We start from the raw sequence: 16,791 nt of genomic DNA, 5'->3' as shown, positions 1-16,791 counted from the left end.
CTTCTAACACTCCTCAGTTTTATTACTTTTCCTTATTTTCCTATATAAAGTTGGAAAAATCGACTATTTTCAATCGAAAGGTTTAGTAGTCTGAGAAGTAGTAGCTCATTTTCCTTCTTTTTGTTGATTATGAAGAATGTTTCCTGCTAGTGCATATAGGATCAACGTAGAAGCAAAGTGAGCAGAAAATTGATTAGGATCTTGCTGCGGATAAATTTCCACGAAATCCATACCGATTACGCCTAGTTTACAAATTTCATGTACCAATGTTAGTAATTCATAAGAAGTTAAGCCATTTCCGTCTACTGGACCGCCTGGATTGAATGCGAAGTCCAACACATCACTACAAATCGTCAAGTATACACAATCTACATCTTTTGACGCCTGTGCATAGATTTCTTTAGCCATCTCTTTTAAATCTTTATGGCCACGGATTTCATTGACCGTAATAGTCACTGCACCAGCAGCTTTCGCATTGCGTCCGCTTTCGGGTTTATTGCGAGGGCCGTGGATCCCTGTATGGATAATGCTTTCGTTGCGTACGCCTTCTTGTTCATACAAACGAGCAAATGGGCTACAACGAGCGAACTCGTCACCGTTATGTGATGGAAGGTTGTCATAGTGTGCATCCATATGAATGATTCCAACCTTTTTATCTTGCTCTGCAATCGCTTTCACGATAGGGTACGTAATACCGTGATCGCCGCCAAGACCGATGACGAACTTGCCTGATTTCCATAATTCCGAAGTGAAGTTGGTGATGCGCTTCATTGTTTCATCTACATCAGAAGGCACGACGTCGACATCTCCCATATCACCTAGTTTGACGTTTTCGAAAACATCCATGTCGTTGATTTCAGGAAGGTAACCCGAGTAGCGTGCAGAACATAAGCGCATTACTTTTGGACCGAGTTCGCAACCTGTGTAATCTCCCCATGTAACCGCGCCTTCCCAAGGAACACCGTATACAATCGCGTCTACATCCGAAAAATCTTTTGTTGCTGATATATTTTTAGCCCCCAACATACATGGAGTATTGCCGTAGATCATCTCTGTCATATGAATAACCACCTTTAATTTTTTTAAAGAACTTGTACTAATAATAAAACCGATTTGACTAATTGTCAAATAGTTTTAAATAAATTAAATCATGAGGGGGAATAATTGTAGTTTTTTGATGGGGAGGAGGTGGGTATTGAGCGGTTGGCGGGGGATTTTGAGCGGATAGCGTTGGGTATAGAGCAGTAGGCGTGGCGGATAGAGCGTTTGACGCTGGACATAGAGCGGTAGGCGTGGCGGATAGAGCGTTTAACGCTGGACATAGAGCGGTAGGCGTGGCGGATAGAGCGGATAGCGTTGGACATAGAGCGTTAGACGTGGTGGATAGAGCGTTTGACGCTGGACATAGAGCGTTAGGCGTGGCGGATAGAGCGGATAGCGTTGGACATAGAGCGTTAGACGTGGTGGATAGAGCGGATAGCGTTGGACATAGAGCGTTAGACGTGGCGGATAGAGCGTTTAGCGTTGGACATAGAGCGGTAGGCGTGGCGGATAGAGCGTTAGACGCTGGACATAGAGCGGTAGGCGTGGCGGATAGAGCGGATAGCGTTGGACATAGAGCGTTAGGCGTGACGGATAGAGCGGATAGCGCTTGGCATAGAGCGTTTAACGCCCGGCATAGAGCAGCTTGCTCGAATTAGTAAGCGACCGCGTCATTAAATACATTCCCCACGCAAAAAAAGCGTCCCACTTTACAAGTGGAACGCTTTTTTCTAGTCTTTACGATGCCTCTGCTTCAGGTACCAGTCGTTTTTCAGTTTTCATGACAATGAAAATACTCGCTTCATACAAAGCAATCATCGGAATGAGAATGATCAACTGACTTAAGAAATCAGGGGGCGTGATCAATGCGGATACAACTGCGAGTATCACATACGACCACTTTCTCACTTTTTTCATAGTTTCAGATGTCAGAATACCGATAGCGGACAGGAATAGTGCGACGATCGGGAGCTCAAACAGCAAGCCAATCGGCATGGTAGTCATTAATAGGAAACGTGCGTATTCCTTTGCTGTGATCATGACATCGAAATTTATTTTTCCGAGCTTCACTAAGAAGTTATAGCTTAGCGGATTGACCACGTAGTAACCGAATGCCAGACCACCGACGAACAGGATCAGAATTGCAGGGGAGTAGAGGCTTAGGAAACGTCCTTCTTTCTGCGTCAGACCCGGTTTGACGAACTGCCAGAGGAAATGACAGACGAACGGGACGGATAATCCAAATGCCATCGCGGCGGAAATCGTCGTATAGAATGAAATGACTTCAAGCGGACTCAAAACGATCAGCTTATAGCCCCGTGTAACGTATGGGAACCATAGATTGATGGTGCTGAATACGGCAATGAAGAAAACCAGGAATACGACGACACTTTTGATGAGCTGCTTCCGAAGATCCGTGAGATGTTCGATTAGCGCAGGATCTGTCTCCTTCTTTTCATCTTCAGATGGCTCTGGAGGCGGCATTCTTGGTTCTTCCGGCTGTGGTTCTGGTTTTAATTCTTCTGGTACAGCCCGTTCAGTGGAAGAAGTCTCCGCAGAGTGAACGGGTAGCGCGGTTTCTTCATCTTTTGCTTTTTTGTCTGACGGGCTTTGGTTTTTTGAGTTTTGATCACTATACGGATCCATCTTGTCACCTACTTATTTATATCTTTTTTGTCTGTTTCTATTGTCTTTTGTGTAGTACTAGTTGTTTTCTCTTCATCATCGCCCATAATATCTTTTGTAGCTTTTTTGAACTCTGCCAAAGTTTTACCGACTGCTGAGCCGACTTCAGGCAATTTACGAGGTCCGAAAAGTATCAAAATAATTACAAGGATAATGATGAGCCCTGGTACACCGATTGCTGCTAAATTCATAATCCATCCATCCTTCCTACTTAATTTATACGAGAGGCAAGTGCACCGACTGTTGCAGTATTGTTGTATCCACTATTATGAGTGAAATTGCTAACACTCACAACAAATAAGTTTTGTACGTTAATGAAGTCTAGACCGCTATAGTCGAAATTATCCCCCGTAACATGATAAATTGTTCTACCAATAGACTTAGAACTATGAACGTATTCATTGTAGTCTTACATATCATCGAAGTTTGTCGAAAGGATAACAATCTTTTCATGCTAACAGACTTCATATGATAGGTCAAATGTCATTTTCACTATGACAAAAGCTTGAAATAAGGCAGAATGAATGAAGATATTAAATTATTTGCAATATTTTGAAATTAAGTATATACGAATCATTTGAAACTTGGTAGAATACTAATAACAAGTAACCTACAGCCGACAAAATAATTCACTGAGGAGGAAAGAGTATGAACAAGATGAGTCGGATTTTCGTTTGGACGATATTGCTCGTTATGCTTTCATTTGTATCATTTGGTTCCACGCAAGCAGCAACAAAAGAATTCAAGGATGTGTCGAAAAATCACCCGAACTATGAAGCGATCCACTATTTACAGGATAAGGGTTTCATAGCCGGCTATACAGACGGCACATTCCGACCACAAGAGATGATTTCACGTAAACACGTGGCAAAGTTACTAGATCAGGCACTGAAGTTACCGCAAGCAAACAGCACCGTCACGTACCATGATGTACCGAAAAGTCACCCGTACTATGGCCCAATCATGAAGTTGACCGCAGCTGGCATTTTCAGTGGCGGAACAGATGGCTACTTCAATCCGGACGCACCGATTACACGGATTCAAATGGCGAAAGTTCTCGATATCGCGTTTGATTTGTATATGACGAAACAAAATTCATTTTATGATGTGTATATTGACCACTGGGGCTACACACATGCCAATGCGCTAAAAGCTAGTGGAGTTGCGAACGGTTATCCTGAAGGTGAATTTAAACCGAATGAACCTGTTACGCGCGCGCACTATGCACAGTTCTTATACGCAGCTATCAAGGTGAAGGAAGCTCGTCCGGCGACAGATAAAGTGACAAAAGGTAAAGCATGGGATCTCGTCAATCGCAGAACATTTGAACTTGAGAAGACTATGCGTGATGCGCGGATGTATCAATGGAGATATTTGGATATAGAGTCTACGCTACGTATGAATGCAACAAAAGCGTTTGTAGACGGGGATCTGAAAGGTTACTACGATCCTAAATGCCTGGACTGCTATACTAACGTCTTGCCATACATTAATAATGAGCCATTGGTACGGTTCGAGTTTACACAGCCCGATTCCAATACACTGAATGTAAACACGGTGGAATTCCAAAATGGCTATTCTGTTGGCGGATTTGTGGCCTATCAATTTAAAAAACAAGATAATAAATGGAAGATGAATTCGTTAAAGTATACGAAGGTTGGTACGAAGAACTTCCAGCTGACAATTAATGAAGCCAAAAAAGTTTTGGAAGCCGAGTTTACATCCTATGGACATAAAAATATGGTGGCTAAATATGTTACAACTACCCAGCAAATTGAATTGGATCCGGTAACAGATGCGAAGTACACATTTGACCAATATACATTTAATCTGGATTCAGATTATGGACGCTTCAAAGTGAAATTCAATTCTTCCGATGGCTTCACATCGTTTGTGAATTGAATAAAGGAACGTGCGATTAAGATTTTGGAGCGGGCATCGTAGGAATAAGTACAGACAAAGCAAAAAGCAGCATACCCCCTGTCTAGTTTCGACTGGGGGTATGCTGCTTTTTAATTGGAGACTGATACACAAGAATGTTATAACGTCTTTTCATAATGTTGGATGTATTGTTTGTCTAGCTATGGCTCATTGAATTACTGTAACAATACAAGTGAAGAGGGAACATTCTAAAAATAAAGAACATGACTGAAGATGAAGGAATACGGCTTATAAAATGGATTTTCGTTTACTAGACGACGGGATGTGAAGTTCTTCCCGGTACTTGCTGACCGTCCGGCGCGAAATAGTGATCCCTTGTTGTTCTAAGAGCAAATCCACAATCTTTTGATCAGATAACGGTTTCCGTTTATCCTCATGTGTAATCAGTGACTGAATGGAAGTTTTGACAGCGGACGGCGACACACTGTCTCCATCCTGTGCGGCCAGTTTGGAAGTGAATAAAGAACGCATTTCGAACGTGCCTGCAGGTGTTTGGATCACTTTATTGGACACCGCACGGCTAACTGTCGACTCGTGCATTTCAATACTGTCCGCCACATCTTTCATCGTCATGGGTTGCAAGGCTTTCCTTCCATGGCGAAAAAATGCGTCCTGTTTTTCGAGAAGATCCGTGACAATGCGAATGATCGTATTGCGTCGCTGTTCGATGCTCGTTAGCAGCCATTGCGCTTGTTTATGGTAATTGCGCAAATAGGAAGACAGATCGGATGTACCTGTAAGTGAAGATACATACTCCCTGCGCAGACCAATTTTCGGGAGATCCCGATCGTTCAAATGAAATGACAATTTTCCGTCTTTTTCCTCTACGTTCACATCAGGCATCATAAATTCTGTTTCACTGTTACCAAGCTCTGGACAAGGTCTTGGATGCAGCGTCAGCAGAAATTCATGCAATTCGTTTACCTGAGCCAGCGTAATATTCATACCTTTTGCGATATCTGCCCATTTACGTTCGGCCACATAGGGCAAATACTTCGATATGAACGTTTCCATTAAAGCGGGATACTCATCGCAACTTTTCACTTGTAGCAACAAACATTCCTGCAGTGTCCGAGAACCTATGCCAGGCGGACCGATTTGTTGCAGTAATTCAATACCTGTCTCTACATTTTCTATAGACTGCATCTCTGCACATAGATAGCCATTATCATCCAAGTTATGAATCAACGTCTTAAGTAATTGCTTCGTCTCGACATCTTCGAAATCGATTTCGACTTGGCGAAGCATTTGGTCACGCTTACTGACTTCTTGCTGCTTCACCCATTCTGTTGAATGAGTTTCCTGACTGGAATAATTTGTGGACTGTCGTTCTTGGAATGAATCCGTTCTTTCAGCTTCCTGTATCTCGATCACGGGGTTTTCCAACTCTTTTTCCCGTATATATAGTTCTAGATCATAAGTTGATAACTGCAATAGCTCGATCGCTTGCCGAAGTTCAGTAGTCATGCGCAAGCCGAGTTCTTGTTTTTGCTGGAGAGACATATTCATTGAAATCTCCTCCTCGTATAATGAAAGTGTATGAATACGCTTTCATATCTATGTACTTATCATATCATGCTATTTCGACTTGGACTATTGCTCTAAGGAAATTATTTATTGTGAAGAACTTCCCGCAAACCTCTTAACTCTAGCATATCCTCGACACCTTCCTGGCAATACCCGTACGAACGCCAAGAACACGTCTCACATATTACGACAATATCATCCGGCACGACATGTAGCCGAATCCTTCTTTCGACCTCACGCCAAGGTAGTACATCGCTGACTTTCAATCCAAGCGAATGTAAAATCACCGAATCGCGTTCATAAATCCCGTCATCTTCACAATGATACGGTTGCCCTTTGGGAAACTTTGCGCATAAAGAATCGGGTCCTTTTATGATCTGAATCAACGTATCGGGCCGCTCCCGTAACACGTCGTGGATTTTCGTCATATTTGCGGTGTACTCTTCCGAATAGCCCATTCCCCGGTACCCAAGCAAACAAAAGATATGGTGTCCGCGTAATTTAATCATCGAAACCCGCCTTTTCTGAGATGTAAGTTTGTTAACTACTTTTATTATTCAGTATATACATAATCATGTGCGGGAGGGAAGTGAAAGTTTGGCGGCATTGACATTATGGATGTAGCTTCTATAATTAGCCCAATACGAAAATAATCTGCAGAGAGGGCTAGTGAACTATGAAAGATCTAAAAGTCATTATCACATTGGTACTCGTCATGTTCACATGGGGAATGAACGTTTCCGCTCTCAAGTATCTTGTGACCTATTTCGATCCGATTACTATGACGTCTATGCGTATTATGTCCGCAGCCGTTTTAGTATTTATCATCTTATTCTTCCTTAAGAAAATTCGCTTGCCTAGAAATAGGGAATGGCTATATATCGTTTTGGGTGCCGCGACGAATGTCGTGATGCATCATTATTTTCTAGCGGAAGGGCTCTCTAGAACGAGTGCTGCTAACGGAGGACTGATTTTAGGACTTGGACCGCTATTGACCGCGACGTTGGCTGTTTTCATTTTGAAAGAAAAAATTACAGGCGTACGTGCCATGGGCTTTCTGTTTGGAGGGATAGGCGTAAGTATCGTCGTGCTTGGAGGGAGTGGAACAGTAGGCAAAACGTCATTCGGAGATGTAGAAATCTTCTTATCGATTTTGTCTCAAGCCATTAGCTTTATGCTCATTAAAAAAGCTTCTAGAACTATGGATGCAAGACTACTGACAGGATACATGTTGTTGGTCGGCTCCATCCTTTTAGTCATCATCGCCCTTATAAAAGAACCAGGTGGCTTTGCGGAATTGGGTAAAGGAACCCCCACAGTATGGGCCGTTTTCATATTCTCATCCCTCATCGCGACCGCTGTTGGTCACATGGCGTATAATTCAGCCATTCAAACCATCGGTGCAGCACGAGCTTCAATCTTTTTAAATTTCAATACGTTTTTCGCACTAGTAGGCGCAAGTATATTTTTAGGCGAATCCATTTACCCCGCTCACTTTATCGGTTTGGTATTTATTGTGGCAGGGGTCCTCTTCGGCTCAGGAACGTTGGAGATGTTTATACGAAGTCGAAATAAATCTATTCCTCCTGTTGGGTAGGTAGTAGATGGTGAAGTATGGAATAGTATCCGCTAGTTTAACGACGAAACACTATATAAAAAGCACTTTCCTTACCAAACATTTACACAGCCTTCTTCGTATATTAATAATCTTCCAGTAGAGTAAAAGTTGATTACACATACAGGAGGTTGTTTATTGGTGAAGAAGATGAGTAAGACCATCGTGCCCGTCGTCATGCTATCCGCTGCTTTAATAGGTGGGGCCATCTGGACGGGGAATTATTCAGCGAGTTCAGCTGACGAAGTGAAAAAAGATGACGCTCCGGAAGTTAAGAACATCATATTCTTGATTGGCGATGGCATGGGGAGTTCCTATACATCGGCTTATCGTTACTTCAAGGATGATCCGAAAACCCCTGAGATCGAGTTAACCGAGTTCGATCAACATTTAGTTGGTCAACAGATGACATATCCTGACGATGACGAGGAGTCGATTACAGATTCAGCGTCTGCAGCAACGGCTATGTCGTCAGGTGTCAAAACATACAATAACGCCATTGCAGTGGATAAAAAGAAAGAGCGCGTGCAAACTGTCCTTGAAGCTGCAAAAGAAGCAGGGAAATCGACAGGCCTTGTCGCTACTTCTGAAATTACACATGCCACTCCAGCCGCATACGGTGCCCATAATGAAAGCAGAAAGAATATGGACGAGATCGCCGATGATTATTACAATGAACGCATCAATGGTGAGCATACGATCGATGTTCTTCTAGGTGGCGGAAAAAAACACTTTGTCAGAGAAGATTTGAGCCATGCGCATTCATTCGAATTGGATGGATATGGATACGTCACGACAAGAGAAGAATTATTGAACAATAAGAATGACAAAATACTGGGATTGTTCGCAGATGGCGGCATGCCGAAAATGATTGACCGTTCGGCAGAAACTCCTTCACTGGAAGAAATGACGGTAGCGGCGATTGAGCGATTGAAAAAAAACGAAGATGGATTTTTCCTCATGGTGGAAGGAAGCCAAATCGACTGGGCAGGACATGACAATGATATTGTCGGTGCGATGAGTGAAATGGAAGACTTCGAGAATGCATTCAAGGCAGCTATTGAGTTTGCAAAAAGCGACCCCCACACATTAGTCGTTGCGACGGCGGATCACTCAACTGGAGGATTCTCCATTGGAGCAGATGACATATATGATTGGTCAGCGGATGCGATCAAAGCAGTGAAACGAACGCCCGCCTTCATTGCGCAAGAAATGGCGAACGGTAACGATGTAGAAGAAACATTGAAACGCTATATCGATCAAGAAAGTTTGCCAATAGAGAAGAATGAAATCGAAGCCATCCAAGCGGCAGGTACAGAGACAAGTGATATTGAAACAGCCATCAAACAGATCATCGACAAACGCTCTTTTACGGGTTGGACAACTGGTGGACATACGGGTGAAGACGTACCGGTTTATGCATATGGACCATCCAAAGAGCGTTTTACAGGTTTGTTAGATAATACGGATCAGGCGGATATCATCTTTGAAATTATTGCGGGTAAGAAGTAAGTCTTGCGATCAACACTCTAGAGAAATATCTGTGGTTTATCACTACAAAAAAGAAGTTACAGCTCAAAAACGAGCCGTAACTTCTTTTTTTTGTGTGCAAATATCAGCTTTGTAAAAATAAAAATAAGAAACCAGTATCCTTTTTGAATAATTCGTCTATATGACGTATGAAAGAGCAAATCATTAAACAACTGAACAGGAGGCGCAGAGAAATGAAACAAAAAAATCAAGACGTACGAATCCCATTTTCACCGGAGTTTGCAGCAATAGTTGGCGTAAATGAAGCGCTGTTTCTCCAGCAATTGCACTACCGATTGCAAATATCTAAAAACCACAACGAAGGCCATAGATGGGTGTATAACACGTATGAAGAGTGGACGCGTGAATTTCCGTGTTGGAAGATGCATGTGGTCAAGAGGCTAGTGAAAAAATTGGAAACGGACCAACTGATCATTACGTCTGCGTACAATAAAATGCCGATGGATCGAACAAAATGGTATCGGATTGATTACGAAAAGCTGTCACAGACGTGCGGCGAATTTGTACCATTCGAGCAGACGGAAATGGTCGATAGAGTCGAACAAAAACGTCTGTCTGAGGAGAACGTTTTGCACCCAGCAATAACCAAAGAACTTAAACAGACTACAAAGAAAAAAAGATATAGCGAGAAAGATCTCGCCACTATTTCTTCTGTCATTGATTATCTAAACGAAAAAGCGTTCAAGCGATTCAAGCATAATACGAATACGACGATGGACCTTCTCCATGAGCGTATCGAAGAAGGCTACACACTGGATGATTTCAAACTAGTGATCGATACGAAAGTGGCTCAATGGCTCCACCATCCGCAATTTCGCTATTACTTGCAACCATCAACATTATTCAAAGCAGAGAAATTCGAAAATTATTTAAATGAAGCCCCAGCTGAAATGGCTCGAACGATCGGATTGGAAGCCTATACGTCACCAACATTAGATTTTGAAAAGGGAGAGAATGCATATGAGTTACGAATTTGCTGAAAAAAGTATACTAGGTTCGATGTTTGAAGAAAATTACTTAATTCTCGATAGTCACATGCAAGCGAGATTTTTCCAAGGGCATGTCCATCAAACTATTTATACTGTCATGCGGGAATTGGCGCAGGAAGGGAAACCGGTAGACTATATCACGGTTCTGACAAGGAGAGAGCCAAGCGAACTAGGAGGAGTCAATTACGTATATGGACTCAAACGATTTGCGAATGTCGTACGTTTTGATGAATACGAAGAGATGATCATCGACCAATGGAAAAAGCAAGAAACGGCACGGATATTACAGCAAGCGATTGAGCATGAGTGGAGCGGGGGTGACGTAGTGCATGTCCTAGAAGAACTGGATGAACTGAATAACGGCAGAGAGGTGACGATATTATCGGAATATCTAGTCACTCAATTTGAAAGACCGTTCTTGCCAGATCAAACAAAGCCTGGCATATCGACTGGACTAATCGATTTGGATAAAATCCTGAACGGCTTCCAAGACTGTGAGTACATCGTCGTCGCGGGTCGGCCATCTATGGGAAAGACGGACGTGCTCAATCACTTGGCACTGCAAGCCAGCAAAGATGGACATATGCCAATCGTCTTCTCGCTTGAAATGAATCGTAAAACAATGATTGATCGAATGATCGCATCGACAGGTGAATACAATCGTTTACGAATGCGCGACCCGTATAAATATTTTACCGAACCACAAAAAGATCGATGGACACCCACGCTGAATCACTTGAACGGTGGAGGGATTCACATCAACGACAAAAGCGGTATGACCGTCAGAGAAATCAAAGCAAAAGCTCGGTATATCATCAAAACCAATCCGACGAAACGACCGATTTTATTCATCGATTACTTACAAATCATTCGTCCTGAAGGCAATGTACACAATCAAACGGTAGCAATCGGACAGATCAGCAATGAATTAAAAGCGATGGCAAAAGAGTTCGACTGTCCCGTCGTCGTCTTATCGCAGCTATCAAGAGCGTCTGAAATGCGGCATGACAAACATCCCGTCATGAGTGACTTGCGTGACTCAGGAAATATTGAACAAGACGCCGACGTGATCGCGCTTCTCCACCGTGAGGACTATTACGAAAGAGACAAAGCGCCAACGAATCTACTAGAAATCGATATTGCCAAACACCGTAATGGACCAACCGGCACGATCAAGACCATTTACAGCAAAGAAACCGGCAAGCTATATAACTTTGATGAAAACTACTATAAAAGGGGAGAAAACAAATGATCACCGTTCAAGACATGTTCGACTACGCACTAGAAATGGACTTATCACACTTAGCCAACAGCATCTACTGGGCCTTACAGAAAGATAAAGTTACATTCCAAGATGACAGTAAAAAACTACAAGCAATCGAATTCGACGAAGTGGAAATTAAGCGATTGATGGAGAAAAACGACTTGAATATCGGCAAAGTGAAACTATTTGTCATGGACGGCCCCGATGAGTGGTACGCTTTTTATCTGGCAGAGCATTCATTGGATGCTTACCGACTACATGAAGAATTATTTCGCGAACAACAACCAAAAATCACACGAGCCGATCGACTGATGATCAACTGCATGACCTTTATGGAAACGGGTGCCGAAGAATGCCTGTATGAGCATAAGAAAGAGATCATTGCGTACCCCGCATATGTGGGCCATGCAAAAGCAGGAGAGCGTGTGTTGTATCGGGTGGAGGTGGGTGCATGACAGTGGAAGAACGCGGAGTGCTGGTTTTGATAATTTGCTTGCGCTCGAATTATTCGATGAGTTATGTAGAGAGGATGGGGGATGACGAGTTGGAAGCATTGTATGAAAGGATTATAGCCAAGTGGTGATGGAAATTTACTAGATTATAGGAAATAGAGAAACATCCAAGACGTAGCTATACTTTCAGAAAACGTCATATAGCTCTTCTGCTGAAAAGTTATATGAATATAATTGAATCAAATTACCTATGTATTTAGATTATTATAAATGATACCTTATACATAAGGGTATTCCATAACCCTCCTGGGCCTATTGCCACCAAAGGAGAATGAAAGATGAAAATTGAAGAACTAAAACACACGGATTGGATGAACAAAAACAACATTATGGCGCTCAGTTTTGGACTAACAGCGGGACTTGGACTCCTTGCACAAATCATTCTTCAGTCGTCCATGATTATTATTACATCCGTTGCCATTCCGTTCGTCGTGGCCATCATTTTTTACTTATTTATGAATCAATCAACTTTCATCGCAAGACAGTTTCCTTACATTTTAATTTTTTTGACTTTTTGCATTTCCATGAGTCTCATTTTATTCTCAAATGCTAACCTAGGGACGATTGGCGTGATTTATCTAGTCTTAGTGTTAGGTGCCGTTCATGGGAAAATGCATATTATTGGAATTGCCTATGTACTGAGCTTGATTGCACTGCTCGTGAACAATAGATATTTCATATCACCTGAAATCATTATTGGAAGCGGTTCCAATTTGATTCTACTTCACTTTCTCACTGCACTTTGTTTGTTTTTATTAGTGAGACAGAATGATCGTGTCTTTCATCACGTAGAAGAGCTTCTTGCACTTACGTCGGAGAAAGCCGAAGAAGAACAAATGCTGTTTGAGAAGCTTGACGCAGCCGTGACGAAAATCACGTCTAATCTAGCGTTTATTCAAACGAATACGGCTAGGTCAACGACTTCCCAGCGCGAAATGTTAGAGGCGGTCAATGAAGTGAGTTCAGGTAGCCAACATCAAGCCGATCATATTTCGGAGATTGCTGAAAACGCGGAACAGACATATGAAGCGATTCAAGAGATTTCGACAGGCCTTGGTGAACTGGGCGACAAAACAAATGATGCAGGTAGTAAAGCGGAGGCGGGAACTGCACAAATGACTCAATTGAAAGAGAGCCTTGATACATTTGCCGTATTCTTTATAGATTTGAATCATACATTTGGTATTCTTTCAAGTAAAATTGACGAGACCAATGCGTTTGCAAGTTCCATTAAACAAATTACAGAGCAAACCAATTTATTGGCATTAAATGCATCGATTGAAGCAGCGCGTGCAGGCGAACATGGCAAAGGCTTTGCGGTAGTCGCAGATGAAATTCGTAAACTGGCTAGATTGACAGATGAGACACTTCAGAAGATCGACACGAATCTTATGGAGTTAAATAGTACGAATACGATTGCGGTTGGAAAATTAGAAGAAGGGGTAAAGCAGTTGACGATGCAAAACAGTGTGGCGGATGAATCCAGTGCGTCATTTAACGTGTTGCATGAAGTCATGTCTGCATTGCAAAATGGGTTAGCTAAATTCATAAGTGAATTTGATGTCATTACGGGACGAACATTAACGATACGTGAGCGCACGGTAGAATTTGCTGCGGTAGTTGAGCAAAGCACAGCAGCAGTGGAAGAGTTAAATGCCACGCTGACTGAATTGGCAGGGGAGCAAGAAGAAATTGCAAACTATATTCATGAAACGCATGATGAAGCCATTGCAATTCGTGGAACGTAATGTAATAAGTAATGTACCATTTGCAAATGAACATCTCATATAAGGAGACAATCTACAAGATTACTAGTAGTATGGAATCCGTAAGGTGTCTTTGAAGTTTATCAAAGGCACCTACGTCCAATCCAGATTCTGAGATGACAGGAACAATAGAGGTGTATAAATGGGATTATTTTTTACAGTTATTTTACCAATCATTTCAGTATTCGCAGTCGGATTCATTTTACAACGAGTCAAAGACTTACATATCAAATCGATTTCTTCTCTTTCAATTTACATACTAACGCCAGCCCTTGTCTTTACTTCCTTATATAAGGCGGATTTCAATGCGAGTTATATGACCATCCTGATTTATATGTTTTCACTTTTTTATGCGATGGTTTTACTAAACAAGGTGATTGCGAAAATCTTTAAGTGGGAGAAGAAAGTAGAAAGTGCCTCCATACTGGCCACAGGTTTCATGAATTCGGGAAACTATGGTTTGCCAGTCGTGTTATTTAGCTTAGGAGAAAAAGCGCTGCCGTATGCCATCTTCATCATGGTGATTCAATCGCTACAAAATAATTTCTTCGGTGTGTATTACGCGTCACGCAGTACGAGCGGAATAGGTCGATCCATAAAAATGGTCTTCAAAATGCCGACAACGTATGCTGCGATTTTCGCTTTCCTCTTCCAGTACTTCAAGATTTCCGTACCAGAATCGATTTTGTCTACGACGTCTATGGTCGGGGATGCCGCGATTCCCGTAATGATGATCTTGCTCGGCATGCAACTAGGATCAGTGATTAGTAAGAGGCCAAATTGGCAAGTTGTCATTTCGGGCGTAGTATTGAAAATGGTCATTGCGCCTATACTTGCTTTTGTTTTCGTGCTGTTCGTAGGGTTGGATCCTCTAGTAGGGACAGTCCTCATCATCATTTCCGCAATGCCTACAGCGGCCACCACGACGATGTATGCGATTGAATTTGATACCGAGCCGGAACTAGTTTCGATGATCACCTTGATTTCTACGCTACTTAGTATTATTACGTTAAGTATTTTATTGAATGTACTGATTTGAACGACTAGTCATAAACTTTTCGAGAAAATCAAAAAAGAAGTAGGAGCCCTAAATGGCTTCTGCTTCTTTTCGTAAGGAGACTCATTCAACGTTATAAACCTAGTTATGATTTTGGCAAACTAACTGTAAAGGTCGTCCCTTTTCCAACCTCCGTTTGAAGTACTAAGTTCCCATTATGATCTCTAATGATTTTTTCGCAGATCAACAATCCCAATCCCGTCCCATGTACTTTTGATGACATGAATGGTTCACCTATTTGACGTAGAATAACATCAGGGATACCTGGACCACTATCAGCAACGTCGATAGTCACATGGTCAACATCGTCTTTCATATCAATTGTAATAGTTCCGGTTTCCATAGCCTCAACCGCATTCTTTATTAAATTAATAAATACTTGTCTTATTTTTAATTCATCACCAAAAATGGTCATTTTGGGATTATCCGATAGTACATGTATAGCAATGGCTTTCATGTCCATATCCGACTCCATCCGGACCTTAACACTTTCGATTAATTCCGTAATATTGATCACTTTTTTATTTACTACATGTGTTTCAGCTAAAGATACGAATTTGGAAGCGATTTGTTCGATTTCCTGTAATTCCTTTTTGATCCCGTCAAGTTGTAGTTGACCGGCTTCACTACGATTGCCGTCAGTCAAATCCAATAATTGTAAACGACCTTGCACGACAGTTAGGGAAGTGCGAAGTTCATGGGCAATAATGGTAGCCAATTTTCCCGTGATGTGTAATTTATCTCTACGCGTATCATGATTTCGTAGTTCATTTTCAAACTGCAGTTGTTTGGATATTCCTGTGAAACGAAGAGACTCTTTTTTATATAAATGAGAAGGTAAGAAATGCGTATCCGTCATATGGTATTCATGGGTTTGCAAAAGTTCAATTAAGAGTGAACTAGATAAAGATACACTATCATACGCGCACACATTGATATAATTACGTGTGATATTAGCTACTCTAGAGAAAAATTCATCAAAGTTTTGTTCATGTAATGCGACCGAAGGAACTAACGTTTTTATACTTTGAGGACGCCAAGTCACCAATCCCCACCCGCGAAGCACGTTACCTTCTTTCACATGAGGTTCAAAGAAGTCATGTAAATCCTTTAAAATAGCTTCAGGATTAAAATCTTCATGCTTTTTATATGCTATGTGGGTATCAACAAAATAAATGTTATCCATTTGTTCTTCCGAATAACCGTTATTTCTAAGGTTTTCTTTAACAGATGCAAAACTCTGTGGCTGATCTACATACAAAATGACGTGATTTTTATCCAATCCTTCAGCTATATATGATGTAGCGTGTTCTATATACTTGTTACTGTCTGTATACGTATATACCACATGGCCCACTAGTAACGATTCTATGCCTTTAGCCAGTTCCGTCTTTCTACCTTCATCGATAAAGTATGTGATATTTAAAACTCCTTTAAAATATTTATTAAAATTATAACAGATAATGTATTAAAAAGCGTATTAAATATTCAGTCTTTTATCACGTTTAGTGAATTTTCACTAGTGCTTGTAAAAGAAATGGTGTTTGGAACTCTTTGTTCTGCTTTTTAGCTGGACGTGCAGCGAGCAACAAAATGAGTGAAAAAACTGATACGATTATGTACGTAAAGGTTTAAATGCTTGATTTAGGGGTATGGTAAACAAACAAAGTTCATATACAAGAAAGTAGGGGTCTTATGCTAAACTTATCAAACGCAGCATTGCTTGAGGTCTATGAGCGCACAGGGGAAGTACAGGTAGAACCAGAATTTATTGAACTGCTTGAAGAAGAAATGAAACGCCGTGGTATATAGATGCCATGGCGTTATTTTTGTCTAATGAAA

General features: G+C 41.6%; 17 protein-coding genes. 11 read left to right on the top strand and 6 right to left on the bottom strand.

Features of this window, described 5'->3' with window-relative positions; genetic code table 11:
- Window positions 1–105: 105 nt before the first annotated feature.
- Window positions 106–1,059 carry an agmatinase family protein gene (locus tag CSV67_RS13790; protein WP_099632172.1) on the bottom strand — a complete coding sequence of 318 codons (954 nt, stop codon included), beginning with the start codon at window positions 1,057–1,059 and terminating at the stop codon, window positions 106–108.
- 191 nt (window positions 1,060–1,250) lie between these two features.
- Between CSV67_RS13790 and CSV67_RS13785 the strand changes: the two genes are divergently transcribed.
- Window positions 1,251–1,700: a hypothetical protein gene (locus tag CSV67_RS13785; RefSeq protein WP_099632171.1), complete on the top strand. Its 450-nt coding sequence runs from the start codon at window positions 1,251–1,253 to the stop codon at window positions 1,698–1,700.
- A 79-nt stretch (window positions 1,701–1,779) separates the two neighbouring features.
- On the opposite strand, the gene tatC is transcribed toward CSV67_RS13785, so the two are convergent.
- On the bottom strand, window positions 1,780–2,688 hold the full coding sequence (tatC, locus tag CSV67_RS13780; RefSeq protein ID WP_099632170.1) for a twin-arginine translocase subunit TatC: 909 nt from the start codon (window positions 2,686–2,688) through the stop codon (window positions 1,780–1,782).
- A gap of 8 nt (window positions 2,689–2,696) precedes the next feature.
- Entirely contained in the window at window positions 2,697–2,918 is a 222-nt protein-coding gene (gene tatA / locus CSV67_RS13775; RefSeq protein ID WP_199171356.1) for a twin-arginine translocase TatA/TatE family subunit, read from the bottom strand.
- Window positions 2,919–3,375: 457 nt separating this feature from the next.
- Between tatA and CSV67_RS13770 the strand changes: the two genes are divergently transcribed.
- Window positions 3,376–4,629 carry an S-layer homology domain-containing protein gene (locus CSV67_RS13770; protein WP_099632168.1) on the top strand — a complete coding sequence of 418 codons (1,254 nt, stop codon included), beginning with the start codon at window positions 3,376–3,378 and terminating at the stop codon, window positions 4,627–4,629.
- Between the two features lie 267 nt (window positions 4,630–4,896).
- Here the strand turns inward: CSV67_RS13770 and rpoN are convergent, their stop codons facing one another.
- A complete protein-coding gene (gene rpoN, locus CSV67_RS13765; protein ID WP_099632167.1) occupies window positions 4,897–6,177 on the bottom strand; it encodes an RNA polymerase factor sigma-54 in 1,281 nt (426 codons plus the stop codon).
- A 101-nt stretch (window positions 6,178–6,278) separates the two neighbouring features.
- Complete coding sequence (locus CSV67_RS13760; protein ID WP_099632166.1) at window positions 6,279–6,704, bottom strand: DUF1284 domain-containing protein; 426 nt, start codon at window positions 6,702–6,704, stop codon at window positions 6,279–6,281.
- A gap of 167 nt (window positions 6,705–6,871) precedes the next feature.
- On the opposite strand from CSV67_RS13760, the gene CSV67_RS13755 reads away from it, so the two are divergent.
- From CSV67_RS13755 to CSV67_RS13725, 8 genes are all read left to right on the top strand, one after another.
- Window positions 6,872–7,792 (top strand): DMT family transporter, encoded by a 921-nt coding sequence (locus tag CSV67_RS13755; RefSeq protein WP_099632165.1) that lies wholly within the window; start codon window positions 6,872–6,874, stop codon window positions 7,790–7,792.
- Window positions 7,793–7,960: 168 nt separating this feature from the next.
- A complete protein-coding gene (locus CSV67_RS13750) occupies window positions 7,961–9,322 on the top strand; it encodes an alkaline phosphatase (RefSeq protein ID WP_099632194.1) in 1,362 nt (453 codons plus the stop codon).
- A gap of 212 nt (window positions 9,323–9,534) precedes the next feature.
- Window positions 9,535–10,341, top strand: a complete 807-nt coding sequence (locus CSV67_RS13745) for a conserved phage C-terminal domain-containing protein (protein ID WP_158232948.1) — start codon at window positions 9,535–9,537, stop codon at window positions 10,339–10,341.
- Entirely contained in the window at window positions 10,322–11,602 is a 1,281-nt protein-coding gene (locus CSV67_RS13740) for a replicative DNA helicase (protein ID WP_158232947.1), read from the top strand. Before CSV67_RS13745 ends, CSV67_RS13740 begins: the two co-directional genes overlap by 20 nt.
- Window positions 11,599–12,069, top strand: coding sequence for a hypothetical protein (locus CSV67_RS13735; protein WP_099632162.1), 471 nt, complete (start codon window positions 11,599–11,601; stop codon window positions 12,067–12,069). The genes CSV67_RS13740 and CSV67_RS13735 overlap by 4 nt, the downstream gene beginning before the upstream one ends.
- Window positions 12,066–12,197: a hypothetical protein gene (locus CSV67_RS17050; protein ID WP_255397364.1), complete on the top strand. Its 132-nt coding sequence runs from the start codon at window positions 12,066–12,068 to the stop codon at window positions 12,195–12,197. The genes CSV67_RS13735 and CSV67_RS17050 overlap by 4 nt, the downstream gene beginning before the upstream one ends.
- 207 nt (window positions 12,198–12,404) lie before the next feature.
- On the top strand, window positions 12,405–13,874 hold the full coding sequence (locus tag CSV67_RS13730; protein ID WP_099632161.1) for a methyl-accepting chemotaxis protein: 1,470 nt from the start codon (window positions 12,405–12,407) through the stop codon (window positions 13,872–13,874).
- A gap of 160 nt (window positions 13,875–14,034) precedes the next feature.
- Window positions 14,035–14,931 carry an AEC family transporter gene (locus tag CSV67_RS13725; RefSeq protein WP_099632160.1) on the top strand — a complete coding sequence of 299 codons (897 nt, stop codon included), beginning with the start codon at window positions 14,035–14,037 and terminating at the stop codon, window positions 14,929–14,931.
- Between the two features lie 103 nt (window positions 14,932–15,034).
- Here CSV67_RS13725 and CSV67_RS13720 read toward each other — a convergent pair whose 3' ends face one another.
- Entirely contained in the window at window positions 15,035–16,306 is a 1,272-nt protein-coding gene (locus tag CSV67_RS13720) for an ATP-binding protein (protein ID WP_099632159.1), read from the bottom strand.
- A 338-nt stretch (window positions 16,307–16,644) separates the two neighbouring features.
- Here CSV67_RS13720 and sda point away from each other — a divergent pair, with 338 nt between their 5' ends.
- Window positions 16,645–16,761 (top strand): sporulation histidine kinase inhibitor Sda, encoded by a 117-nt coding sequence (sda, locus tag CSV67_RS13715; protein ID WP_099632158.1) that lies wholly within the window; start codon window positions 16,645–16,647, stop codon window positions 16,759–16,761.
- Window positions 16,762–16,791: the final 30 nt, after the last annotated feature.

It is taken from the genome of Sporosarcina sp. P2, from assembly GCF_002743255.1.
Classification (GTDB): Bacteria; Bacillota; Bacilli; order Bacillales_A; family Planococcaceae; genus Sporosarcina.
Note: the sequence above shows the minus strand (reverse complement) of the source record. Positions and strands in the feature narration are given on the sequence as shown.